At 61.8% G+C, this 23,828-nt stretch carries 25 protein-coding genes; 10 read left to right on the forward strand and 15 right to left on the reverse strand.

Annotated features, from left to right (window positions below; translation table 11 throughout):
• Positions 1-30: 30 nt before the first annotated feature.
• From LIY36_RS16310 to ffh, 9 genes are all read right to left on the reverse strand, one after another.
• Positions 31-1,335, reverse strand: a complete 1,305-nt coding sequence (locus LIY36_RS16310; RefSeq protein WP_192299520.1) for a homoserine dehydrogenase — start codon at positions 1,333-1,335, stop codon at positions 31-33.
• A 129-nt stretch (positions 1,336-1,464) separates the two neighbouring features.
• Positions 1,465-2,196, reverse strand: a complete 732-nt coding sequence (locus LIY36_RS16315; protein ID WP_124525023.1) for a thioredoxin fold domain-containing protein — start codon at positions 2,194-2,196, stop codon at positions 1,465-1,467.
• A gap of 139 nt (positions 2,197-2,335) precedes the next feature.
• Complete coding sequence (xerD, locus tag LIY36_RS16320) at positions 2,336-3,232, reverse strand: site-specific tyrosine recombinase XerD (protein WP_192299521.1); 897 nt, start codon at positions 3,230-3,232, stop codon at positions 2,336-2,338.
• A gap of 151 nt (positions 3,233-3,383) precedes the next feature.
• Complete coding sequence (locus LIY36_RS16325; protein WP_192299522.1) at positions 3,384-3,797, reverse strand: acyl-CoA thioesterase; 414 nt, start codon at positions 3,795-3,797, stop codon at positions 3,384-3,386.
• Positions 3,798-3,879: 82 nt separating this feature from the next.
• Positions 3,880-4,230, reverse strand: a complete 351-nt coding sequence (gene rplS, locus LIY36_RS16330) for a 50S ribosomal protein L19 (RefSeq protein ID WP_003175895.1) — start codon at positions 4,228-4,230, stop codon at positions 3,880-3,882.
• Between the two features lie 45 nt (positions 4,231-4,275).
• A complete protein-coding gene (gene trmD, locus LIY36_RS16335) occupies positions 4,276-5,049 on the reverse strand; it encodes a tRNA (guanosine(37)-N1)-methyltransferase TrmD (RefSeq protein WP_192299523.1) in 774 nt (257 codons plus the stop codon).
• On the reverse strand, positions 5,031-5,567 hold the full coding sequence (gene rimM, locus LIY36_RS16340) for a ribosome maturation factor RimM (protein ID WP_017736776.1): 537 nt from the start codon (positions 5,565-5,567) through the stop codon (positions 5,031-5,033). Before rimM ends, trmD begins: the two co-directional genes overlap by 19 nt.
• Positions 5,568-5,572: 5 nt before the next feature.
• The gene (gene rpsP / locus LIY36_RS16345) at positions 5,573-5,824 is read right to left on the reverse strand and encodes a 30S ribosomal protein S16 (RefSeq protein WP_045059142.1); all 252 of its coding nucleotides are present in this window, start codon (positions 5,822-5,824) and stop codon (positions 5,573-5,575) included.
• Positions 5,825-6,075: 251 nt separating this feature from the next.
• Positions 6,076-7,452 (reverse strand): signal recognition particle protein, encoded by a 1,377-nt coding sequence (gene ffh, locus LIY36_RS16350; protein WP_003175900.1) that lies wholly within the window; start codon positions 7,450-7,452, stop codon positions 6,076-6,078.
• Between the two features lie 234 nt (positions 7,453-7,686).
• Here ffh and LIY36_RS16355 point away from each other — a divergent pair, with 234 nt between their 5' ends.
• The 3 genes from LIY36_RS16355 to LIY36_RS16365 all read left to right on the forward strand — a co-directional run bounded on the left by LIY36_RS16355 (position 7,687) and on the right by LIY36_RS16365 (position 11,316).
• Positions 7,687-8,499 (forward strand): cytochrome C assembly family protein, encoded by an 813-nt coding sequence (locus LIY36_RS16355; RefSeq protein ID WP_192299524.1) that lies wholly within the window; start codon positions 7,687-7,689, stop codon positions 8,497-8,499.
• Positions 8,500-8,511: 12 nt separating this feature from the next.
• On the forward strand, positions 8,512-9,750 hold the full coding sequence (locus LIY36_RS16360; RefSeq protein ID WP_226456297.1) for a transporter associated domain-containing protein: 1,239 nt from the start codon (positions 8,512-8,514) through the stop codon (positions 9,748-9,750).
• 255 nt (positions 9,751-10,005) lie between these two features.
• On the forward strand, positions 10,006-11,316 hold the full coding sequence (locus tag LIY36_RS16365; protein ID WP_226456298.1) for an MFS transporter: 1,311 nt from the start codon (positions 10,006-10,008) through the stop codon (positions 11,314-11,316).
• A gap of 105 nt (positions 11,317-11,421) precedes the next feature.
• Here LIY36_RS16365 and purT read toward each other — a convergent pair whose 3' ends face one another.
• The 5 genes from purT to LIY36_RS16390 form a co-directional block, all read right to left on the reverse strand.
• Positions 11,422-12,603 (reverse strand): formate-dependent phosphoribosylglycinamide formyltransferase, encoded by a 1,182-nt coding sequence (purT, locus tag LIY36_RS16370; protein ID WP_152746777.1) that lies wholly within the window; start codon positions 12,601-12,603, stop codon positions 11,422-11,424.
• A 69-nt stretch (positions 12,604-12,672) separates the two neighbouring features.
• Positions 12,673-13,140 carry a VUT family protein gene (locus LIY36_RS16375; RefSeq protein ID WP_192299528.1) on the reverse strand — a complete coding sequence of 156 codons (468 nt, stop codon included), beginning with the start codon at positions 13,138-13,140 and terminating at the stop codon, positions 12,673-12,675.
• Between the two features lie 165 nt (positions 13,141-13,305).
• Positions 13,306-13,521 carry a DUF1289 domain-containing protein gene (locus LIY36_RS16380; protein WP_226456299.1) on the reverse strand — a complete coding sequence of 72 codons (216 nt, stop codon included), beginning with the start codon at positions 13,519-13,521 and terminating at the stop codon, positions 13,306-13,308.
• A complete protein-coding gene (locus LIY36_RS16385) occupies positions 13,518-14,042 on the reverse strand; it encodes a gamma carbonic anhydrase family protein (protein WP_192299530.1) in 525 nt (174 codons plus the stop codon). The genes LIY36_RS16380 and LIY36_RS16385 overlap by 4 nt, the downstream gene beginning before the upstream one ends.
• Before the next feature lie 37 nt (positions 14,043-14,079).
• A complete protein-coding gene (locus tag LIY36_RS16390) occupies positions 14,080-14,682 on the reverse strand; it encodes a CoA pyrophosphatase (protein ID WP_192299531.1) in 603 nt (200 codons plus the stop codon).
• A 149-nt stretch (positions 14,683-14,831) separates the two neighbouring features.
• Here LIY36_RS16390 and LIY36_RS16395 point away from each other — a divergent pair, with 149 nt between their 5' ends.
• The 7 genes from LIY36_RS16395 (at position 14,832) to nagE (ending at position 23,341) form a co-directional block, all read left to right on the forward strand.
• Positions 14,832-15,380: an NUDIX hydrolase gene (locus LIY36_RS16395; protein WP_192299532.1), complete on the forward strand. Its 549-nt coding sequence runs from the start codon at positions 14,832-14,834 to the stop codon at positions 15,378-15,380.
• 36 nt (positions 15,381-15,416) lie between these two features.
• Positions 15,417-15,920: a L,D-transpeptidase family protein gene (locus LIY36_RS16400; RefSeq protein ID WP_192299533.1), complete on the forward strand. Its 504-nt coding sequence runs from the start codon at positions 15,417-15,419 to the stop codon at positions 15,918-15,920.
• A gap of 262 nt (positions 15,921-16,182) precedes the next feature.
• On the forward strand, positions 16,183-16,941 hold the full coding sequence (locus LIY36_RS16405) for a GntR family transcriptional regulator (RefSeq protein WP_192299534.1): 759 nt from the start codon (positions 16,183-16,185) through the stop codon (positions 16,939-16,941).
• Positions 16,942-16,950: 9 nt separating this feature from the next.
• Positions 16,951-18,057 (forward strand): N-acetylglucosamine-6-phosphate deacetylase, encoded by a 1,107-nt coding sequence (gene nagA, locus LIY36_RS16410; RefSeq protein ID WP_192299535.1) that lies wholly within the window; start codon positions 16,951-16,953, stop codon positions 18,055-18,057.
• A complete protein-coding gene (locus LIY36_RS16415) occupies positions 18,050-19,060 on the forward strand; it encodes an SIS domain-containing protein (protein WP_370694926.1) in 1,011 nt (336 codons plus the stop codon). The genes nagA and LIY36_RS16415 overlap by 8 nt, the downstream gene beginning before the upstream one ends.
• A gap of 36 nt (positions 19,061-19,096) precedes the next feature.
• Complete coding sequence (ptsP, locus tag LIY36_RS16420; protein ID WP_226456301.1) at positions 19,097-21,607, forward strand: phosphoenolpyruvate--protein phosphotransferase; 2,511 nt, start codon at positions 19,097-19,099, stop codon at positions 21,605-21,607.
• A gap of 27 nt (positions 21,608-21,634) precedes the next feature.
• Positions 21,635-23,341 carry an N-acetylglucosamine-specific PTS transporter subunit IIBC gene (gene nagE / locus LIY36_RS16425; protein WP_226456302.1) on the forward strand — a complete coding sequence of 569 codons (1,707 nt, stop codon included), beginning with the start codon at positions 21,635-21,637 and terminating at the stop codon, positions 23,339-23,341.
• A 173-nt stretch (positions 23,342-23,514) separates the two neighbouring features.
• Here nagE and LIY36_RS16430 read toward each other — a convergent pair whose 3' ends face one another.
• Complete coding sequence (locus tag LIY36_RS16430; RefSeq protein WP_226456303.1) at positions 23,515-23,826, reverse strand: NGG1p interacting factor NIF3; 312 nt, start codon at positions 23,824-23,826, stop codon at positions 23,515-23,517.
• Positions 23,827-23,828: the final 2 nt, after the last annotated feature.

Genomic DNA, 23,828 nt, shown 5'->3' on the forward strand with positions numbered 1-23,828 from the left:
CGCACGTACGGGGCCCCTGGAACAAATCGGTTAGTTCAAGTGTTCGACGCGGATGCGCACCACCGGGCCGACCACGCCTTGCAGGGCTTCCAGGGCGGTGATGGCATCGTTGATGTGCTGCTCGAGCACGCGGTGGGTCAGCAGGATCATCGGCACCTGGCCGTTTTGCTCCTCGACTTCCTTCTGCATGATCGACTCTATATTGATACCGCGCTCCGACAGGATGCTCGCGACCTGAGCCAGTACGCCCGGGTGATCCTGGGCCTGGATACGCAGGTAGTAGGCGCTTTCGCAGGCTTCGATCGGCAGGATCGGGTGGGCCGACAGCGAATCCGGCTGGAAGGCCAGGTGCGGTACGCGGTTTTCCGGGTCGCTGGTCATGGCACGCACCACGTCCACCAGGTCGGCGATCACCGACGAAGCGGTTGGCTCCATACCGGCACCGGCGCCGTAGAACAGCGTGGAGCCGGCGGCGTCACCGTTGACCATCACGGCGTTCATCACGCCATTGACGTTGGCGATCAGGCGGTCCGCCGGGATCAGCGTCGGGTGCACACGCAGCTCGATACCGGCCGGGGTGCTGCGCGCAACGCCCAGGTGCTTGATGCGGTAGCCCAGGGCTTCGGCGTAGTTCACATCCGCGGTGGTCAGCTTGGTGATGCCTTCGGTGTAGGCCTTGTCGAACTGCAGCGGGATACCAAAGGCGATGGACGCCAGGATGGTCAGCTTGTGCGCGGCGTCGATGCCTTCCACGTCGAAGGTCGGGTCGGCTTCGGCGTAACCCAGGGCCTGGGCTTCGGCCAGCACGTCTTCGAAGGTGCGGCCCTTCTCGCGCATTTCGGTGAGGATGAAGTTACCGGTGCCGTTGATGATGCCGGCCACCCAGTTGATACGGTTGGCGGACAGGCCTTCCCGGATCGCCTTGATCACCGGGATACCACCGGCCACCGCGGCTTCGAACGCCACGATCACGCCCTTCTCGCGCGCCTTGGCGAAGATCTCGTTGCCGTGCACGGCGATCAGTGCCTTGTTGGCGGTGACCACGTGCTTGCCGTTCTCGATGGCCTTGAGCACCAGCTCGCGGGCCACGGTGTAGCCGCCGACCAGCTCAATGACGATATCGATCTCAGGGTTGGTGGCAACGGCGAAGACATCGTTGGTAATCGCAATACCGGTCGTTTCGAACTGAGGCTTTGGCGAACGCGTGGCAATTTGCGCCACTTCAATCCCGCGACCTGCACGGCGGGAAATTTCTTCAGCATTACGCTGAAGTACGTTGAAGGTGCCGCCACCGACGGTCCCTAACCCACAGATGCCTACTTTGACCGGTTTCACTGAAGAACTCCCCATGAAACGGCCGACGCTAGGTCGGCCGTGGAAAACAGCCGCACGACTGCGGCTTGCAATTAACGACTCGCCGACGTGTCAGCGCGCCTTGATCGTCGACGTTTCGACGATACTGATTTATTTGGCACCGAGCGCCAGTTTGGCAACTTGTGGTGCTGGCTGGTAGCCCGGAATCACTTGGCCGTCGGCCAAAACGATGGCCGGCGTACCGTTCACACCGATGGACTGGCCCAAGGCGAATTGCTTGGAAACCGGATTGGCGCATTTGGCCGCCTTGATTTCCTTGCCGTCGACCATCTTGTCCATGGCCGCTTTCTTGTCGGCCGAGCACCACACCGCTTGCAACTGCTCGTCACCCGGCGAACCCAGGCCCTGGCGCGGGAACGCTACGTAGCGTACTTCCACGCCGAGCTTGTTCAGCGCAGGCACTTCGGCGTGCAGCTTGTGGCAATACGGGCAGGTAGTGTCGGTGAACACGGTGATATGGGTCTTGGTCTCGCCGATGGCCGGGTACACCACAGTCTCGGCCACCGGAATGCCATTGATCAGCTTGGAAACACCCAGGCGTTCGGCTTTTTCAGTCAGGTTGACCGGCTTGCCATCCTTCAACTGGAACAGGTAGCCCTGGACGATGTACTGGCCGTCGGCGCTGGCGTACAGCACGCGGCTGCCCTTGAGCTTGACTTCATACAGGCCGGCCATCGGGCTGGCGCTGATGCTTTCGATCGGGGTATCGAGCTGCAGGTTGGCCAGGCTCTTGCGGATGGTCTGCTCGGCAGCGTCATCGGCGAAGGCAAAGGTGGAAACCAACGCAATGGCTGCGGCGGCAATAATCTGGGTCAAGCGCATGGGAACTCCTGAAGGCAGATGCAGGGACGGGAAGTAACACTGCTTGGCAACACAGGTCTGGGTCGTCCCCTTTGCTAACCGGCAAAGCCTACCACAGTTGGGCCGCAGGGCAGCCCGTGGCCGGATAAATTGGACGTTTTCAGCCTCGCGGGTGGTGCTTTGCGTGCATATCCTGCAAACGTGCGCGTGCCACATGGGTGTAGATCTGGGTGGTGGATAAGTCGCTGTGGCCGAGCAGCATCTGGACCACACGCAAATCCGCCCCGTGGTTGAGCAAATGCGTGGCGAATGCATGGCGCAACGTGTGGGGCGACAGCGTCTTGCCGATCCCGGCGACCCTGGCCTGGTGCTTGATGCGGTGCCAGAAGGTCTGGCGGGTCATCTGCTCGCCACGCAGGCTGGGGAACAGCACATCGCTGGGGCGCCCGCCGAGCAGTTCGCCGCGGGCATCGCGCATATAGCGCTCGACCCACACAATCGCCTCCTCGCCCATCGGCACCAGCCGCTCCTTGCTGCCCTTGCCCATCACCCGCAACACGCCCTGGCGCAGGTTCACTTGCTCCAGGGTCAGGCTGATCAGCTCAGTCACCCGCAGGCCGCAGGCGTACAGCACTTCGAGCATGGCGCGGTCGCGCTGGCCGATGGCTTCACTCAGGTCCGGGGCGGCGAGCAAGGCCTCCACGTCAGCTTCCGACAGGGATTTGGGCAATGGCCTGCCAAGTTGGGGCATATCGACTTGCAGGGTGGGGTCGAGGGCGATCAGCTTTTCCCGCAGCAGATAGCGATAAAAACCACGCACACCAGAGAGGAATCGCGCAGTGGAACGTGGCTTGTAGTTCTGCTCCAGGCGCCAGGCCAGGTGGTCGAGGATCAGCTCGCGGCCGGCGTTGAGCAGTTCGAGATTTTTTTCCTGTAGCCAGCCATTGAACAGGGCCAGGTCGCTGCGGTAAGCCTGGCGGGTGTTGTCCGACAGGCCTTTTTCCAACCAAAGGGCATCGAGGAAGCGGTCGATCAAGGGGTGGTCAATGGCGGGCATGGGGGCTCAGGTGGATTACTGGAGTGTCTGTCAGATCCTATCGCAGGCAAGCCAGCTCCCACAGGGTTTTGTGTTGGGCCACTGATTTGCATCCAACACCGATCAAATGTGGGAGCAGGCTTGCCTGCGCAGGCCGCGACGCGGTTCCAGATCAGTCTACAAACCCAGGCAGCACTGGCACTGGTCGCTTATCGGCATCAATGGCCACAAAACTGAACACACCCTGGATCGCCTTTTCGCGACCATCAGCACTCATGCTCTCGACGAACACTTCCACCTCGACCTTGAGGCTGGTGTTACCGACTTTGATCACGCGACCGATCAACTCAACGATGGAACCCGCCGGGATCGCGTGGTTGAAGTCGATACGGTCGGTGGAGACCGTGACCAGTGGGAGACGGCAGAAACGGGTGGCCGTGATGAACGACACTTCATCCATCCACGCCAAGGCGGTGCCACCGAACAACGTATTGTGGTGATTGGTGGTCGGCGGGAACACGGCCTTGGTCACATGGGTGACGGACAGGTCGGTGCGGCGCTGGATTTCTTCAAGGCGGGAGGTCATGGACAAATACCGGCAAATAGACAAATTTCAGGCACAAAAAAGCAGCCCGTAGGCTGCTTTTTTCTGCATCGGGAAGCTGGACTTAAGCCAGTTTTTCCTTGATGCGAGCTGCTTTACCGGACAGGTCACGCAGGTAGTACAGCTTGGCTTTACGTACGTCACCGCGACGCTTGACGGCCATGCTGTCGATTTGCGGGCTGTAGGTCTGGAAAGTACGCTCTACGCCAACACCGTTGGAGATTTTACGAACAGTGAAAGCACTGTTCACACCACGGTTACGCTTGGCGATTACCACGCCTTCGAACGCTTGCAGACGCGAACGGTCGCCTTCCTTCACTTTCACCTGAACGACAATGGTGTCGCCCGGGGCAAAGGTAGGGATCTCTTTGGTCATCTGCTCTGCTTCGAGTGCAAGGATGATTTTGTTAGTCATGCTGTGCTCCTAAGGTAAGTCAATGGACCTACCATCGATACGTTGTTAACTATCGTCCCGCGCGAGGATGTATTCCTCGAGCAGCTTCTTCTCTTCTCCAGAAAGCGAGCGGCTTTCCAGAAGATCGGCGCGTCGTTCATAGGTCCGACCAAGGGACTGCTGTAAACGCCAACGCCGGATGTGTGCGTGATTGCCACTTAGCAATACGTCGGGAACACGCTGATCCGCATACACCTCCGGTCGGGTGTAGTGCGGGCAATCCAGCAAACCATCCGTGAAGGAATCTTCCTCCGCGGAGTCCGCATGCCCTAAAGCTCCAGGCAGCAGTCGTGTAACCGCATCTATCAGGACCATCGCCGGCAGCTCGCCGCCAGACAGGACATAGTCCCCAATCGACCACTCTTCATCGACATGAGCCTCTATAAAGCGCTCGTCAATGCCTTCATAGCGACCGGCAATCAGGATCAGTGCTTCCTCATTCGCCATGTCGCGTACCGCAGCCTGTTTCAGCTGACGGCCTTGAGGGGACAGGTAAATCACCTTCGCCTTCTCCCCCGCTGCAGCCTTGGCCTGGGCCAATGCGTCTTCCAGGGGCTTGATCTTCATCACCATGCCCGGGCCACCGCCAAATGGGCGATCGTCCACAGTGTGATGTCGATCCGTCGTGTAGTCTCGCGGGTTCCAACAGGTGAGCTGCAACAGCCCCTGTTTCACCGCCCGACTGGTGATGCCGTACTCGCTGATGGCGGAAAACATCTCGGGAAACAAACTGATCACTTCAATGCGCAGATTAGCCACGCTTAGAAGTCCGCATCCCATTCCACCTTCATCTCGCCCGCTGCCAGGTCGACGGCCAACACGCATTGCTCGGTATACGGCAACAGGCGTTCGCGATCATCCAGGCTGCCAGCGCAAGGCTTGACCACCATTACATCATTGGCGCCGGTTTCCAGAAGATGATCGATTTTCCCGAGCAATTGCCCGAGTTGATCAACAACCTTCAGACCTTCCAGCTGGTACCAGTAGTACTCGCCGTCGGTCAATTCAGGGAACAGGTTACGCGGCACGCAGATCTCATAACCGGCCAGAAGACGAGCTTCTTCACGATCATCAAGACCCTTGAGCTTTGCGACCAGGAACTTGTCGCTCCCGCGTCCACTGACCAGCTCGACCTGTTTCACACTACCTTCGCGCTTGAGCGTCCAGGTTTTGTACTGCAACAGGTTTTCAGTCGGATCAGTAAAGGAATACACCTTCACTTCGCCGCGAACGCCATGAACAGAGTAAATCTTGCCGATAACGATCAAATCATCAGCAACAGCTGGCGTCGCGTTCATATTGCTCAGGCTGCGGCCTTAGCCGAGTCCTTCAGCAGCTGAGCAACACGCTCAGATGGTTGTGCACCAACGCTCAGCCAGTAGGCTACGCGCTCTTGGTTCACGGACAGACGGACTTCTTGACCACGAGCAACCGGGTTGAAGAAGCCAACTTGTTCCTTGTGAGAGCCGTCACGTGGGTTGCGGCTGTCAGTTACGGTCAAGTGGTAAAACGGGCGCTTTTTGGAGCCGCCAAGGGCAAGACGGATTGTTAGCATGTGAACATCGTTCCTGTAGTCGGTGCTGCAAATCTAAATGCACAGCGGGCATAGGTGCCCGAAAGGCCGCATATTCTAAGGAATATCCGGACTTTTGCAAATGTCTTTTTCTGGCGCCTATAGGCGTGCCATTCAGATCTGCTATAGAGCCGTCGATTAAAACGGCGAGTCAGCCCCCGCCAACGGCGGGTTTGCTGGAGATCCCACATCCCTGTGGGTCGGAGCAGGAGCCAGGCTCCCGCTCGAATTCTTTACATTTTCGGCATGCCGCCACCGGGCAACATACCGCCCATGCCGCGCATCATCTTGGCCATACCGCCCTTGGCGGAGAATTTCTTCATCATCTTCTGCATCTGCTTGTGCTGCTTGATCAAGCGACCGATGTCCTGCACCTGGGTGCCGGAACCCATGGCGATCCGACGCTTGCGCGAACCGCTGATCAGCTCAGGGTCGCGGCGCTCGGCCGGGGTCATGGAGTTGATGATGGCTTCCATCTGCTTGAACTGCTTCTCTGCCGCGCCCTGGGCATTACCCATTTGCGCCAGGTTCACACCGCCGATGTTTGGCAGCTTGTCCATCAGGCCGCCGAGGCCGCCCATGTTCTTCATTTGTTGCAGCTGGTCGCGGAAGTCTTCGAGGTCGAAGCCCTTGCCCTTCTTCAGCTTCTTGGCCAGTTTGTCGGCCTTGTCCTTGTCGAGCGTGGCCTCGGCCTGTTCGATCAGGCTGAGCACGTCGCCCATGCCGAGGATACGCGAAGCGATACGCTCCGGATGGAACGGTTCGAGCGCCTCGCTCTTCTCGCCCATACCGATGAACTTGATCGGCTTGCCAGTAATGGCACGCACCGACAGAGCGGCACCGCCACGGGCGTCGCCGTCGACCTTGGTCAGGATCACGCCGGTCAGCGGCAGTGCGTCACCGAAGGCCTTGGCAGTGTTGGCCGCATCCTGGCCGGTCATGGCGTCGACCACGAACAGCGTCTCGACCGGGTTGATCGCAGCGTGCAACGCCTTGATCTCGCCCATCATCTCTTCGTCGATGTGCAAGCGACCGGCGGTATCGACGATGACCACGTCGATGAATTTCAGCCTGGCTTCTTTAATAGCCGCGTTGGCGATGTCGACCGGCTTCTGGCTCAGGTCGGACGGGAAGAAGGTCACGCCCACTTCGCCCGCAAGCATTTCCAGCTGCTTGATCGCCGCCGGACGGTATACGTCGGCCGACACGACCATCACGGACTTCTTCTTGCGCTCTTTAAGGAAACGCGCCAGCTTGCCGGCAGTGGTGGTCTTACCCGCACCTTGCAGGCCCGCCATCAGCACGACAGCCGGTGGCACGGCGCTGAGGTTCAGGTCTTCGTTGGCCGCGCCCATCAGGCTTTCGAGTTCAGCCTGGACGATTTTTACAAACGCCTGGCCCGGAGTCAGGCTGCGGGACACTTCAGTGCCGACCGCGCGCTCCTTGACCGAGTTGACGAAGTCCTTGACCACAGGCAACGCCACGTCGGCTTCCAGCAACGCCATGCGCACTTCGCGCAGGGTGTCTTTAATATTGTCCTCGGTCAGCTTGGCCTTGCCGGTTACGTGGCGCAGCGTCTGCGAGAGACGGTCAGTCAAGTTTTCAAACATGCGCGATCCTTTCAGGCCCTATTCAGCGAAGTGCATTGGTAGACCGAGGTCATGGCGGCCCAGGCTGTGATAAATCGCTATTAAAAACAGCGCTTGGCGAGCCTGCGGCGTGGGCAGGTCGCGGATTATAGCGAAGACTGTCGCCGTGCACACCCGCTGTCTGGCCTGAGAGTCTTTCGTGTTACGCGGGGGTATGCCAAACTCAGCGGCTTTCGGGCTTGCCTAACAGGATTTATGCTCCCTTTGTCACCCAGTTTGCTATCCAGCCTCGCCGCCGCCGTGTTGTATGCCGCTGCGACTCTCTATCAGGGCACTCGTCTGGCCCAAGGCACCAAGGCGGACAAACGCCTGCTGGTCGGCCTTGGCGTCCTTGCCCTGCTGGCTCACGCTGCCAGCCTGTTTACCCACCTGATGACGCCAGTCGGCCTGGGCCTGGATTTTTTCAGCGCCGCCAGCCTGATCGCTGCCGCCGTGATCGCCTTGACGCTGATCGCCTGCTCGCGCATCCCGGTGGAAAACCTGCTGGTCCTGCTATTCCCCCTCGGCTTGCTGACGGTGCTGCTGGCGCAATTCGCCCCGACCGGCACCGTACCGGTGATCGATGAGGAGCCGGGCATCCTCGCGCATATCCTGCTGTCGATCCTGGCCTACGGCATGTTCACCATCGCGGTGTTCCAGGCCCTGCTCCTGCTGCTGCAGGACCACCAGCTCAAGCACAAGCATCCGTCCGGGCTGATCAAGAACTTCCCGCCGCTGCAAACCATGGAAAGCCTGCTGTTCGGTTTCCTGTGGGCCGGCTGGACGCTGCTGTCGATGTCGCTGATCTCTGGCTGGCTGTTCTTCGAAAACCTGTTCGCCCAGCACCTGGTGCACAAAACCCTGTTGGCGTGCCTGGCCTGGGTGGTGTTCAGCGTGCTGCTGTGGGGCCGCAACCGTCTCGGCTGGCGTGGGCACAAGGCGATCCGCTGGACCCTGGCCGGTTTCTGCCTGCTGATGCTGGCCTATTTCGGCAGCAAGCTGGTTCGTGAATACATCCTGCATATCTGACGGACCGCGATCATGGACAACTTGCCCCTGGGGCCGATGCTCGCGGTAGTCGCCTTGCTGGTGTTATGGGCGGCGCTGTTTACCGCTATCGAGGCCGCACAACAGCACCTGCTGGCACTGCGCCCGGGCACTCGCCAGGGCGACAAGGCGGCCGCCCGCCTGAACTTTCCGCGCAATAGCCTGATCCTGTGCAACAGCCTGTGTCGTGCCGCAGTGGTGATCCTCTGCACGCTGCTGGCGATCTATGCCTGGGCGCAGAACGGTCCATGGCTGGGCTGGCTGATCTCCTGTGCACTCCTGCTGGTCCTCGCCGACTACCTACCCCGCGCCCTCGCCACCCGCTACCCGCAGGCGGTGCTCGGCTTTGGCAACACGCTGCTGGGCGTACCGCTGAAAATCCTCTATCCCCTGGCCTGGCTGCTCAACGGCATCAGCCTCTTGTTGCTGCGCCCGTTCGCCCGCAAGACCGGCGTGGTGAAAAAGAGCGACGAGCCACTGCCTGATCACGACGACGAACCCGAGCCCCAGGCCGACACAGACCGTCCCCCTGGCATGCCCGGCATCCACGCCCTCGACAACATCACGGTCAATGACATCCTGGTACCGCGCAGCGAAGTGGACGGCATCAACCTGGATGACCCGATCGAAGCGATCATCGAGCAACTGCGCAGCTCCCAACACACACGCCTGCCGGTATTCCACAGCGACATCAACCAAGTGGAAGCGGTGCTCAACACCCGCCAGATCCAGCACCTGCTGCCCGACGCCAGCCTGACCAAAGAAGCGTTGCTCGCCGCCTGCCACGAGCCCTACTTCGTCCCGGAGAGCACACCGCTGCAACTGCAACTGCTGAATTTCCACAAGCAGCAACGGCGCCTGGGCATGGTGGTGGACGAATACGGCGAAGTGCTGGGCATCGTGACCCTGGAAGACATCCTCGAAGAGATCGTCGGCGAATTCGAAAGCGAGCAGAGCGCGGACAACCCGCATATCGAGGCGCAACCGGACGGTCGCTATATCATCGATGGCGCCGCCTCGATCCGCGAGCTGAACAAGAGCCTGAACTGGCACCTGCCCAGCGACGGGCCCAAAACCCTCAATGGCTTGGTCACTGAAGCGCTGGAAACCATCCCCGATTGCGCGGTGTGCCTGAAGATCGGCCGCTATCGCCTGGAGATCCTCGAGACCGAGGACAACCGGGTGAGCAAGGTGCTGATCTGGCACACCAATCGCGTGCCGGTCGCCGCCTGACTATCTGACACATTTGGTTTGTGGTGCATCAGTCCCTCTTGTTGTATCTCCAAAGCCCTTCCTATAATCCCTGCGGCCTACCAGAGCCCCACCCGTCCGCGTGCTACCCGCACTCCAAGCGGACAGGCGCCGCATTACCGTGTCTGACCGGTGTCCGCCCCCATCCCGAGCGGCCCCGCACACAACCCTGATCCATGGGTGTTCGACCAATAATAATCCGCGTCCAAACGCGCACTGACTGCCAGGGATACCTTCATGAGCACCACCTATAACGAAGCGGCGACCGCTGCACCGACCAACTCGACCGCGCGGGTTGCCACGGCGAGCATCGTCGGCACCGCCATCGAGTTCTACGACTTCTATATCTACGCCACTGCCGCTGCACTGGTGATTGGCCCGGTGTTCTTCCCGCAGACCTCCGGCACCGCGCAGATGCTGGCGTCGTTCCTGACCTTCGGTATCGCCTTCATCGCCCGCCCGCTGGGTTCGGCGTTGTTCGGCCACTTCGGAGACCGTATCGGGCGCAAATCCACACTGGTGGCCTCGCTGCTGCTGATGGGCGTGTGCACCACGTTGATCGGCTTGCTGCCGGGGTATGACAGCATCGGCGCCTGGGCCCCCATCCTGCTGTGCGTGCTGCGTTTCGGCCAGGGCCTTGGCCTGGGCGGGGAATGGGGCGGCGCAGCCTTGCTGGCGACCGAGAACGCACCGAAAGGCAAACGTGCCTGGTTCGGCATGTTCCCGCAATTGGGCCCGTCGATCGGCTTCCTGGCGGCCAACGGCTTGTTCCTGATCCTGGCCATGAGCCTGAGCGACGAGCAGTTCCGCAGTTGGGGCTGGCGTATCCCGTTCATCCTCAGCGCTGCGCTGGTGATGGTTGGCCTGTATGCGCGCCTCAAACTGCACGAGACCCCGGTGTTCGCCAATGCCGTGGCCAAAGAAGCGCCAGTCAAAGTGCCGTTGGTGGAGCTGTTCAGCCAGCATTGGCTGCCAGTACTGTTGGGCGCCGCATCGATGGTGGTGTGTTATGCGCTGTTCTACATCACCACGGCGTTTTCCCTGAGCTACGGCGTGTCCACCCTGGGCTACAGCCGCGAGACGTTCCTCGGCTTGCTGTGCTTCGCGGTGCTGTTCATGGGGCTGGCGACGCCACTGGCGGCCTTGGCCAGTGATCGCTACGGGCGCAAGCCGGTGCTGATCGTCGGCGCAATCCTGGCGATCCTGTCGGGTTTCACCATGGAACCACTGCTGACCCACGGTTCGACCTGGGCCGTGGCGCTGTTCCTGGCGCTGGAGCTGTTCCTGATGGGCGTGACCTTTGCGCCGATGGGCGCGATGCTGCCGGAACTGTTCCCGACCCGCGTGCGTTATACCGGCGCTTCGGCCGCCTATAACCTGGGTGGGATTGTGGGAGCCTCGGCGGCGCCGTTCTTCGCGACCAAGCTGGTGGCGATGGGCGGGTTGAGTTATGTCGGTGGGTATGTGTCGGCGGCAGCGTTGCTTAGCTTGATTGCGGTGCTGTGCCTGAAAGAGACGCGGGATAATGATTTGAATCGCGTTGCCTGATAGATCGCTTTCGCGAGCAAGCCCGCTCCCACACTCGACCGCATTTATCCTGTAGGAATGCGATTGAATGTGGGAGCGGGCTTGCTCGCGAAGGGCGCGACGCGGTTACAGCTCTACCACAACAGCCTTCGAAGCACGGGTCGCTTTAGCCCGAGCCGCTTCAATCGACTCATCCCGCGCCAACGCCACGCCCATGCGGCGCTGACCATTCACTTGCGGCTTGCCAAACAGGCGCAACGCCGTATCCGGCTCGCTCAAGGCCGCACCGAGGTTGGCGAATGCCGTCTGGGTCGACTGCCCTTCCACCAGAATCACCGCCGACGCCGAAGGCCCGAACTGACGGATCAAGGGGATCGGCAAGCCCAGAATCGCCCGCGCGTGCAGGGCAAACTGCGACAGATCCTGGGAAATCAGCGTCACCAGGCCGGTGTCATGCGGGCGCGGCGAAACTTCGCTGAACCACACCTGATCGCCCTTGATGAACAACTCCACGCCAAACAGACCACGGCCACCCAATGCTTCGGTGACCGCCTTGGCAACGCGCTCGGATTCTGCCAGGGCAATCGGGCTCATGGCCTGCGGCTGCCAGGACTCCTGGTAATCGCCCTTCTCCTGACGATGACCAACCGGCGCGCAGAAGGTAGTGCCGCCAATGTGGCGCACGGTCAGCAAGGTGATTTCGTAGTCGAAGTCGATAAAGCCTTCGATGATCACCCGCCCCTTGCCGGCGCGCCCGCCTTCCTGGGCGTACTCCCAGGCTTTCTGCACGTCGTCGGTGCTGCGCAGCAGGCTCTGGCCCTTGCCCGACGAACTCATCACCGGCTTGACCACGCACGGGAAGCCCAGGTCCTGGACGGCCTTGCTGTAGTCTTCGAAGGTATCGGCGAAGTGATACGGCGAGGTCGGCAGGTCCAGCTCTTCGGCGGCCAGGCGACGGATGCCTTCGCGGTTCATGGTCAGCGAGGTCGCGCGCGCAGTCGGGATCACGGTGAAGCCTTCGGCTTCCAGCTCTACCAGGGTGGCGGTGGCGATGGCTTCGATTTCCGGCACGATGAAGTGCGGCTTCTCGGCCTCGATCACCGCACGCAGGGCGGCGCCGTCGAGCATATTGATCACGTGGCTGCGGTGCGCGACCTGCATGGCCGGCGCATTGGCGTAGCGATCCACGGCAATCACTTCAACGCCCAGGCGTTGCAGCTCGATTACCACTTCCTTGCCCAGCTCACCGCAGCCACACAGCAAAACGCGGGTCGCGGTTGGCGACAATGGAGTTCCGATTCGGGTCATCTCAGGTCCTCAGGGGAGCGGATCATGGGGAGAAAGGCCGGCATTTTACATGAACTGCAAGAATTGGCCTCAGTTGGCGACAGCTCGCTTGTGCACGCGCCAGGCCATGATCAGCCACACCACCGTGACCCCGGCGAATTTCGACACCAGCGCCGTGCCCGCCACGGCCGGGGTAAGCGCACCGATCAAGCCGAAAAAGATAAAGGTATCGAGGGGAATGCTCAGCGCCGAGCTTATCCACAGGCGGTCGTGAAGCGCACGCTTGGTGATGCTGAACACCAGCCAGTCGATGCACTCGGACACCGCAAACGCCGTGGCGCTGGCCAGCGCGATCGCCGGATCGGACGTGACATAGGACAGCACCAGCGCCGCCAGCATGGCGACGATTGCACCGTGGCCGAAGCGGGTTTGCACCATGTCGCGCAGGATAAACACCAGGCCACCCCAGGCTGACCAGATGACATCCAGGTGCGGGGCGGTGGAGAAGGCGAAGTTGATCAGCACGACGCTGCTGATGTAGGCGATCAGGAAGAGCATGGGAAAGTGGACCTGTGGGTTATGCCGCACAGGGTACTTCACAATTGGAAATATGTCGTCGGGGCGGGCCCCTTCGCGAGCAAGCCCGCTCCCACATTTGGACCGCGTTTATTCTGTAGGAATGCGTTCAACTGTGGGAGCGGGCTTGCTCGCGAAAGCGATCTATCAGGCGCCTGGTTTCCCCGAAACCATAAACACCATCCCCGCCGCCACCGCACGCTCATGGCACAACCCCAACACCACACGGCGCTCGGCATTGTCCATGCGCCCCCAGCGCGTGATCTCATCCACGGTGCGCTGGCAGCCGGTGCAAATATCGTCGTCATCCAGCGCACAAATACTCACGCACGGCGAGGCAACGGGGCGTTCAATCGGGTTCATTCTTCCTGCTCAGCCAAGTCACGCGCATAACGCTGCGAGTTGTGCACATAGTGTGCGGCGCTGGCTTCCAGCATCTTCTTCTGCGCCTCGGTCAACTCACGCACCACCTTGCCCGGCGAACCCATCACCAGCGAGCCGTCAGGGATTTCCTTGCCTTCGCCGATCAGCGAATTGGCGCCGATGATGCAATGCTTGCCAATCCTGGCGCCATTGAGGATCACCGCGTTGATGCCAATCAGGCTGTAGTCGTCGACGGTACAGCCGTGCAACATGGCGTTGTGGCCGATGGTCACGCCGGTGCCCAGGGTCAGCGGGTAGCCCATGTCGGTGTGCATCACGCTGCCGTCTTGCACATTGCTGTTCTTGCCAATCAGGATCAGCTCGTTGTCGCCACGCAACACCGCGTTGAACCAGACGTTGGCGCCCTCCTCCAGCTTGACCTTGCCCACCAGCGTGGCATTGGGGGCCACCCAGCTGTGGGGATGGGTCTCGACGCGGGCGTCGCCCAGGCGGTATTTCATGGTGTGTCCTCACGGCATGCCATTCAAACGATGGCTTTTAGCTATTGATGAAGCTCTTGGGGGGCTGATGCAGGCTGATCTTGGCGTCGTCATAGAGCAGGTTGATCAGCTCGACGATCATGATCGCCGTCAGGCCCCAGATCTTGTATTCGCCAAACCGATAACTGGGCACGTACCAACTGCGGCCCTGGTAATCGATCCTGTGGGTATGTTCACGCGGGTCCTGTCGGAAGAACTCCAAAGGCACGCTGAAAACGGCGGCAATCTCGGCGTCGTTGGCCAGGTATTCGACGTAATCGGGGATAACGCCGACATAAGGCGTGACCCGAATGCCATGCAGGGAAATCAACGGGCTCAACGGGCCGATCACCTCCACCAGGCCGGGCGGCAGGCCGATTTCTTCTTCGGCCTCGCGCAAGGCGGTAAAGATCAGGTCCGGGTCTTCGGGGTCACGGCGCCCGCCGGGGAAGGCCACTTCGCCACCGTGGGTCGACAGGCCGCTGGCGCGCAGGGTCAGGATCAGCTCAGGTTCGTCACTACGGGTAATCGGCACCAGCACCGCGGCCTCGGGGAAACGTCCGTCAGTTTCCAGCGTGTGGGGGGTGTGATTGCTTACCCGGCGAAGTAGCTCGTCCAGCATGAGTCATCTCGGTCTGTTGGCTACCTTGCATCATGCACCAAAGCGTGCGGGTGCCCAACCCCAAAACCCTGTCGGTGTCGCGAAACGACAACTTGTTGCAGCGCCCTGCCCTCCACGCCAAGATAGACGCACTTTCCAGGAACCCCAGCATGAATTTCTGCAGCCAGTGCGGTAAACCGGTCACCCAACGCATCCCCGACGGCGACGGCCGCCTGCGTTTTGTGTGTGATCACTGTTCGACCATTCATTATCAGAACCCCAATATCGTGGCCGGCACCGTGCCGGTGTGGGGCGATAAAGTGCTGCTGTGCCGCCGCGCCATCGAACCGCGCCTGGGTTACTGGACCCTGCCCGCCGGCTTCATGGAAAACGGCGAGACCGTCGAACAGGCCGCCGCCCGCGAAACCCTGGAAGAAGCCTGCGCCCGTGTGTGCAACCTGAGCATCTACACCCTGATCGATGTGCCCCACATCAACCAGGTACACATCTTCTACCGTGCCGAACTGGTCGACCTGGATTTCGCCGCAGGCCCCGAAAGCCTTGAAGTGCAGCTGTTCGACGAAGCCGACATCCCTTGGTCCGAGCTGGCTTTCCGCACGGTCGGGCGTACCTTAGAATGCTTTTTCGCTGACCGCCGCCAACAGCAGTTCCCGGTGCGCAGCGAAGCGGTGCCGCCGATGATGCCGTCGCCCAAATAATTCCAGGCAGCACTTTTTCTCAGGGAAACCGTTTTAATGCGTTTGTTGCTCGCTCTTATCTGCCTGTCGTTCGCTACGTTGTCATCGGCCTCCACCGTAGAAACCATCGGCGGCAAAACCGTCGAAAAAGTCCTGGTCCTCAAGTCCGCCCACCAATTGCAGTTGATCAACGACGGCAAGCCCCTCAAGACCTACCGCATTTCCCTCGGCAAGAACCCCAAGGGCCAAAAACTGGTCGAGGGCGACCGCCGCACGCCGGAGGGCCTGTACTGGCTCGACTGGCGCAAGACCAGCGAGCGCTTCAACCTGGCCATGCACATTTCCTACCCCAATATCAGCGACGCCGCACGCGCCCGCCGCGAAGGCGTGAAGCCCGGCAGCATGATCATGATCCACGGCACCCCCGACACCGAAGAATACCCGGAGCAGTGGTTCCACACCCTGGACTGGACCGACGGCTGCATCGGCATGCGCAACGTCGACATGCGGGAAGTGTGGAACCTGGTCAAGGACGGCACCCTGATCGAGATTCGTCCGTAATCGTCGACCGTTCGTAAATTAATTCAAAAAAAATCCCACCTCAGATCACGCCCGCCGGTGAATACCAGTTCACCGCGCCGGGCTGCGCTGTTCTGCGCGCAACAAAGACCTCTCTAATACCACTTGATAACAAGCCCCACTACAGGGCTCTAAAACCCTGGCCCGCACCATTTTGGCTGCATTGACATGGTATTTAAGTGGTATTAATTTCCGGCCAATACCGGGCGACAACACTCCAATAACCGCATCGGAAACCTGAACGATGAACCCCATCCTGGCCCTGCGCCCCGACGACAAGCAATCCACGCCGCTGTACCTGCAACTGGCGCGCAAACTGGAAGCGGCGATCCATGCCGGCCAGTGGACGTCCGAACAGGCGCTGCCCTCGGAACGGGCGCTGTGCGAGCAGTTGAGCATCTCGCGGGTCACCGCCCGCAAAGCCCTGGAAGTGCTGTTTGCCCAAGGCCTGATCCGCCGCAGCCAAGGCTCGGGCACCTTTATCACGCCGCGCCTGGAGCAGCCGTTGTCACGCCTGTCCGGTTTCAGCGAGATGCTGCGCCTCAAGGGCTTTGTGCCCAGCTCCCAATGGCTGGAGCGCGACATCACCCCGCCGACCCACGAAGAACTGATCCGCCTGTGCCTGTCGCCTACCGACAAAGTCGCGCGCCTCAAGCGCCTGCGCAAAGCCGACGACACGGTGATGGCCATTGAAATGACCGCCATGCCCGCCACCGTCTTGCCCAACCCACAGGTGGTCGGCAGCTCGCTGTACGAATACCTGGAAGGCATTGGCAAACCCATCGTGCGCGCCTTGCAACACATCCAGGCGATCAACGCCTCGGACGAATTCGCCAAGCTGGTCGGCATCGCCCCCGGCACCGCCATGCTGCTGATGACCCGCGTGGGCTACACCGCCGACAACACGCCGATTGAAATCACCGACACCTATTGCCGCAACGACTACTACGACTTTGTCGCAGAGCTGCGCCGCTATGACTTTGCCGCCGAGTTGCGGCCTTAGAGAACTGCCATGTCCGAAGACAATATCCTCACGCCCCACGGCTGGATGCGCGGCCGCCTGGTGCACGAACACGGCAAGGTGGTCGCCATCGACGGCGCGCCTTGCGACCCGGCCAGCAACGATTTGCCCTACCTGCTGCCGGGCTTTATCGACCTGCATGTGCACGGCGGTGGCGGCAAGGACATCATGGAAGGCGTTGCCGCCTTCCAGACCATTACCCGCACCCACGTGCGCTTTGGCACCACGTCAATGCTGGCCACGACCATGACCGCGCCGGTGGACGAGATCTCCCGTGTGCTCGAGCAACTCGGCAGCTTCTGCGAGCAACGCCCTACAGGCTGCGCCCGGGTACTTGGCGTTCATCTGGAAGGGCCCTACATCAATCCGGGAAAACTCGGCGCCCAGCCCAACTTCGCCCACACCGCGTTGATGGATGAAGTGCAAGCCTACCTGCGCCTGGCGCCGATCCGCGTGATCACCATCGCCCCGGAAATCGCCGGCCATGACGCCTTGATCCGCGCCCTCAGCGCACGCGGCATCCGCATGCAGATCGGCCATACCCTGGGCAGCTACGAAGAAGGTGTCGCCGCCCTCGCCGCCGGCGCCAGCAGCTTCACCCATTTGTACAACGCCATGAGCCCGCTGCATCACCGTGAGCCAGGCATCGTCGGCGCCGCGTTGGCCCACGCCAAGTACGCCGAGCTGATTCCCGACTTGCTGCACGTGCACCCCGGCGCCATGCGCGTGGCCCTGCGCGCGATCCCCTGCCTGTACTGCGTCACCGACTCCACTGCCGCCGCCGGCATGCCCGACGGCGAATACAAGCTGGGCAGCCACACCGTGACCAAATGCCTGGGCGGCGTGCGCCTGGCCGACGGCACCCTGGCCGGCAGCACGCTGACCATGGATCAGGCGCTGCGCAACCTGGTGAAAATCGGCCTGCCCATCAGCGAAGCCTCACAACGCCTGTCGCAATTTCCGGCGGACTACCTGGGCCTGGAAGAACGCGGCCGCCTGCAACCCGGCAGCTTTGCCGACTGCGTGCGCCTGGACCGCTCCCTGCAACTCACCGACGTAATGGTCGAAGGAGAAACCATTGACTTCAAAAATGCTTGAAGAGGCCCTGGCCTCCTGCGACGCCGTCGCCGCCCAACTGCAACGCCTGCAGCCGCTGCTCGAGGAAATCGCCGGGCGCCTGCAGCGCCAGCCGCCGCAAGTGGCGATGACCATCGCGCGCGGCAGCTCGGACCACGCCGCCAGCTACTTTGCCTACCTGGCGATGCAGCATGTGGGCATTCCGGTCGCCTCGTTGCCGATGTCGGTGGTGACGTTGCTGCAAGCGCCAATGAAGGTCAGCGGCCAGGTGGCGTTCGGTTTCTCTCAATCGGGACAGAGCCCGGACCTGGTCAACAGCCTGCGCCTGCTGCGCAAGCGCGGCGCGCTGAGTATCTCGATGGTCAACGCCGAAGACTCGCCGCTGGAGGCCGCCTGCGAATTTCACGTACCGCTGTGCGCAGGGCCGGAACAGAGTGTCGCCGCCACCAAGAGCTTTATCGCCACCCTCAGCGCCAGCGCGCAGTTGGTCGGCCACTGGAACGGCGAAGCGGATTTGCTGCAAGCCTGCCAGGCACTGCCCGACGGCCTGCGCGAAGCGGCCCGGCAGGACTGGTCCGCAGCCATTGAAGCCCTGCGCGGTTGCCAGCAACTGATGGTGATCGGCCGTGGTGCCGGGTTTGCCATCGCCCAGGAAGCCGCACTCAAACTCAAGGAAACCTCGGCGATCCAGGCCGAAGCCTTCAGCAGCGCCGAAGTGCGCCACGGCCCGATGGCGTTGATTGGCGACAACTACCCGCTACTGGTCTTCGCCCCACGCGGCGCCGAGCAAGCCGGCCTGTTGAGCCTGGCCGCCGATATGCGCCAACGCGGCGCCCGCGTGCTGCTGGCCGCACCGGACGACATCGCCGAGCGCGACCTGACCCTGAACCGCGCCGAACACCCGAGCCTGGACCCGATCCTGGCGATCCAGAGTTTCTACGTGATGGCCGCAGGCCTCGCCGTCGCCCGGGGCATGAACCCGGACCAGCCGCGCCACCTGAGCAAAGTCACTCGCACTCACTGAGTCGATTGCCGCGTTTTCCTGATGAGTACCGTACCGATGTCCTACAACAATAATGAATTGACCCTCAGCGCCCCGTTAAGCGGGCCAGTACTGGCCCTCGGCGACGTTCCCGACGAAGTGTTCGCCAGCGGCGCCATCGGCGACGGCATTGCCATCGACCCGCTCAACGACTGCCTGCATGCGCCCTGTGACGGCATGATCATCCACGTCGCCCGCACCGGGCATGCCCTGACGATTCGTGCCGACAACGGCGCCGAGGTGTTGATGCATGTGGGCATCGACACCGTGGAGCTGAATGGCGAAGGGTTCGCGCTGCTGGTCAAGGACGGTGCACGGGTGAGCCAGGGGCAGGCGTTGATACAGTTTGATCTGGACCGCATTGCGCGGCAGTGCAGGAGCCTGGTCAGCCTGATTATCCTGACCAACGGCGAGCACTTTGAACTACGCGCGGTCGCGGGAAAATCCGTCAAGGTCGGCGAGCCGTTGCTGCAGATCGTGGCGCGCTCGGCAGCTGCGGTTGAAGCGCCTGTGGATAACACCGCGAGCGAAAGCAGCGCCAGTGTGCGCATCACCCACCGGGGCGGTTTGCATGCGCGTCCGGCGGCGTTGATCCGCAAGGCGGCCCAGGGTTTCAGCAGCCAGGCGCAGCTGCATTTCGCCGGCAAATCGGCGCCGTGCGACAGCCTGATCGGGCTGTTGGGGCTGGGGATTGGTGAAGGCGATGAGGTGCGCGTCACCTGCCGCGGCAAAGATTCGGCGGCGGCGTTGCAGGCATTGGTCGCGGCGTTGTCAGTGGCGGTCGGCGAAGAACCTCACGCGCCGGTGACTATCACGCCGCGCCGCGCGAACCGCGAAGCCGGTGTATTGCAAGGCGTGTGCGCGGCCCCCGGCCTGGTGTGCGGGCCACTGGTGCGCCTGACCGGCATCGAACTGCCGCAGGACCCCGGCCAGCACTCCGCCGACGAACAGTTGCAACACTTGGACACGGCACTGGAACAGGTACGTAGCGAAATCCGCAGCACCCTCGACCACGCCCGCCAGCGCAAGAACGTCGACGAGGAAGACATCTTCGCCGCCCACCTGGCCCTGCTGGAAGACCCGACATTACTCGACGCGGCCACCCGCGCCATCGAACACGGCAGCGCCGCCACCCACGCCTGGCGCGATGCGATCCAGGCCCAATGCGCGGTGTTGCTGGGCCTGGGCAAACCGCTGTTTGCCGAGCGCGCCAATGACCTGCGCGACCTGCAACAACGTGTGTTGCGCGCCTTGCTGGGTGAAGCCTGGCATTTCGAACTGCCGGCCGGCGCCATTGTCAGCGCCCACGAACTGACCCCCTCGGACTTGTTGCAGTTGAGCGCACAACACGCCGTCGGCATCTGCATGGCCGAAGGCGGCGCGACGTCCCATGTGGCAATCCTCGCCCGAGGCAAAGGCCTGCCCTGCGTGGTCGCGCTGGGAGCCGAAGTACTCGACGTGCCCCACGGCCAGCGCGTGGTGCTGGACGCCGGCAATGGCCGCCTGGAACTGACCCCCAGCGAAACGCGCCACGCCGAAGTGCACCAGATCCGCGACGCGCAGAAACAGCGGCGCCAACAGCAACAGGCCCAAGCCCAACAAGCGGCGTACACCAGCGATGGCGTGAACATCGAAGTCGCCGCCAATGTGGCCTCCAGCGCAGAAGCCCAAGTGGCGTACGAAAACGGCGCCGATGGCGTCGGCCTGCTGCGCACCGAGTTCCTCTTTGTCGACCGTCGCACCGCGCCGGATGAGCATGAGCAACGCCAGGCCTATCAAGCCGTGCTGGATGCCATGGGCGACAAGACGGTGATCATCCGCACCATCGATGTGGGCGGCGACAAGCAACTCGACTATCTACCGCTGCCGGTCGAAGCCAACCCGGTGTTGGGCCTGCGTGGTATCCGCATGGCCCAGGTGCGGCCTGAACTGCTCGATCAACAACTGCGTGCACTGCTGCAAGTCTCGCCGCTGGCGCGTTGCCGCATCCTGCTGCCGATGGTCAGCGAAGTGGATGAACTGCTGCAGATCCGCCAGCGCCTGGATGAACTCTGCGTCGAGCTCGGACTGACCCAACGCCCGGAACTCGGCGTGATGATCGAGGTGCCCGCCGCCGCGCTGCTGGCTGAGCAACTGGCCAGGCATGCGGACTTCCTGTCCATCGGCACCAACGACCTGTCCCAGTACACCCTGGCCATGGACCGCGACCACGCAGGCCTCGCCGCGCGGGTCGATGCGTTGCACCCGGCACTGCTGCGGCTGATCGCCCAGACCTGCGCCGGGGCGGCCAAGCACGGGCGCTGGGTTGGCGTGTGTGGCGCCCTCGCCTCCGACCCGCTGGCCACACCGGTGCTGATTGGCCTGGGGGTCAGCGAGCTGTCGGTGAGCCCGCCGCAGATCGGTGAAATCAAGGACCGCGTCCGCCACCTGGACGCGGCGCAATGCCGGCAACTGAGCCAGGGCCTGCTCGACCTGAGCAGCGCCAAGGCGGTTCGCCAAGCCTGTCAACACCACTGGCCGCTGAGCTGACAACAACAAGAAAAAAGGAGACTCGCCATGTACCAACATTTCATCGAAGGCCTGCAACGCCTTGGCCGTGCGCTGATGCTGCCGATCGCGATCCTGCCCATCGCCGGCCTGCTGCTGCGCCTGGGCGACACCGACCTGTTGAACATCGCGGTGATGCACGATGCGGGGCAGGCGATTTTCGCCAACCTCGCGCTGATCTTCGCCATCGGCATTGCCGTGGGCTTTGCCCGCGACAACAACGGCACCGCCGGTCTGGCCGGGGCGATTGGTTACCTGGTGATGATCTCCACCCTCAAGGTGATGGACACCAGCATCAACATGGGCATGCTCGCCGGCATCGCCAGCGGCCTGATGGCTGGCGGGCTGTATAACCGCTTCAAGGACATCAAGCTGCCAGAGTACCTGGCGTTTTTTGGCGGGCGTCGGTTTGTGCCGATTGTCACCGGGTTCAGCGCGGTCGGGCTGGGGGTGATCTTTGGTTTGATCTGGCCGCCGATCCAGCATGGCATCAATAGTTTTGGCGTGTTGCTGATGGAGAGCGGCAGCCTGGGGGCGTTTGTGTTCGGCGTGTTCAACCGCCTGCTGATCGTTACCGGGCTGCACCATATCCTTAACAATATGGCGTGGTTTGTGTTCGGCAGTTTTACCGACCCCGCGACCGGCGCCGTGGTGACGGGCGACCTGACGCGCTACTTCGCCGGCGACCCCAAAGGCGGCCAATTCATGACCGGCATGTTCCCGGTCATGCTGTTCGGCCTGCCCGCGGCGTGCCTGGCGATGTACCGCAATGCATTACCGGAGCGCCGCAAGGTGATGGGCGGGATTTTCCTGTCGATGGCGCTGACCTCGTTTTTGACCGGGGTGACCGAGCCGATTGAATTTGCGTTCATGTTCCTCGCACCGTTCCTGTACTTGATCCATGCGCTGTTGACCGGGCTGTCGATGGCGGTGACCAACATGTTGAATATCCACCTCGGGTTTACCTTCTCCGGTGGGTTTATCGACATGGTGCTGGGTTGGGGCAAGTCCACCAATGGCTGGTTGGTGTTCCCGGTGGGGTTGGCTTACGCGGCGATCTACTACAGCGTGTTCAACTACTGCATTCGTCGTTTCAACCTGAAAACACCGGGGCGTGAGGATGTCCAGGCAGTGCAGGCTGAAGTGATGACCGATAACCAGCGCGCCAGCGCCTATCTCCGGGCGCTGGGCGGTGCCGCCAATTTGCTGAGCGTGGGTGCCTGTACCACACGTCTGCGCCTGGACATGGTCGATCGCAATAAAGCAGTGGATGCGGACTTGAAAGCGTTGGGCGCCATGGCCGTTGTACGGCCGGGGAATGGCGGGAGTCTGCAGGTGGTGGTGGGGCCGATGGCCGATAGCATTGCCGATGAGATTCGGTTGGCGATGCCTGCGTTTGTTGCCAGTGCGCCGGTGACGGTTGTGCCTGTGGATAAACCGGTCGCGGTGAACGTGCAGGAGGCCGAGAAATGGCTGGATGCATTGGGTGGCCGGACGAATGTACGGCAGTTGGAAGCGGTGGCAATGACTCGATTGCGGGTGGAGCTGGGGGATGACTCGGTGCTGTCCGAGGCTGACCTGACTGCGCTGGGTTGCCAAGGCGTGAGCCAATTGGATAGCGGTGTTTGGCACTTGCTGATCGGTGACAAGGCGTCGGGGTTGGGTGAGGCGTTGGAACGGTTGGTCAGTGGTCGGCAGGTTGGGGCTGGTGCTTGATTGATCATTGCCTGAACAGGCCCCATCGCGGGCAAGCCCGGCTCCCACATTTATGATCTGTGAATACATTCGAAATGTGGGAGCTGGCTTGCCTGCGATGAGGCCCTAGCAGACAACAAAAAACCCGCTGACCAAACTGGCCCAGCGGGTTTGTTGTTTTTGCAGCATGCGAATCAGAAATCCGCCAACTGCCACACTTCATACGCTGGCGTCTCGTACGGGTGGCTGAGTTTCAAAGCAGCCACAACAGCCGCGATCAACTCATCCGCCACCACCAGCTCAACCTTCCATTCTTCAACCACTTCAACCTGGCCCACTTGCCCGATAAACGGCTGGCTGCCGTCCATCGCGCGGAATTGGCCCCGGCCCAGCACTTGCCAGGCGCAGCTGTCGTAGCTGCCGATGCGCCCGCCGCCAGCTGCGAAGACGGCGGTCTTCACCGTCTCCACATGGCTGTCGGGCACAAAGAAGGCGAGCTTGTACACCG

This window comes from Pseudomonas sp. AF03-9 (assembly GCF_020515815.1).
Taxonomy (GTDB): Bacteria; Pseudomonadota; Gammaproteobacteria; order Pseudomonadales; family Pseudomonadaceae; genus Aquipseudomonas.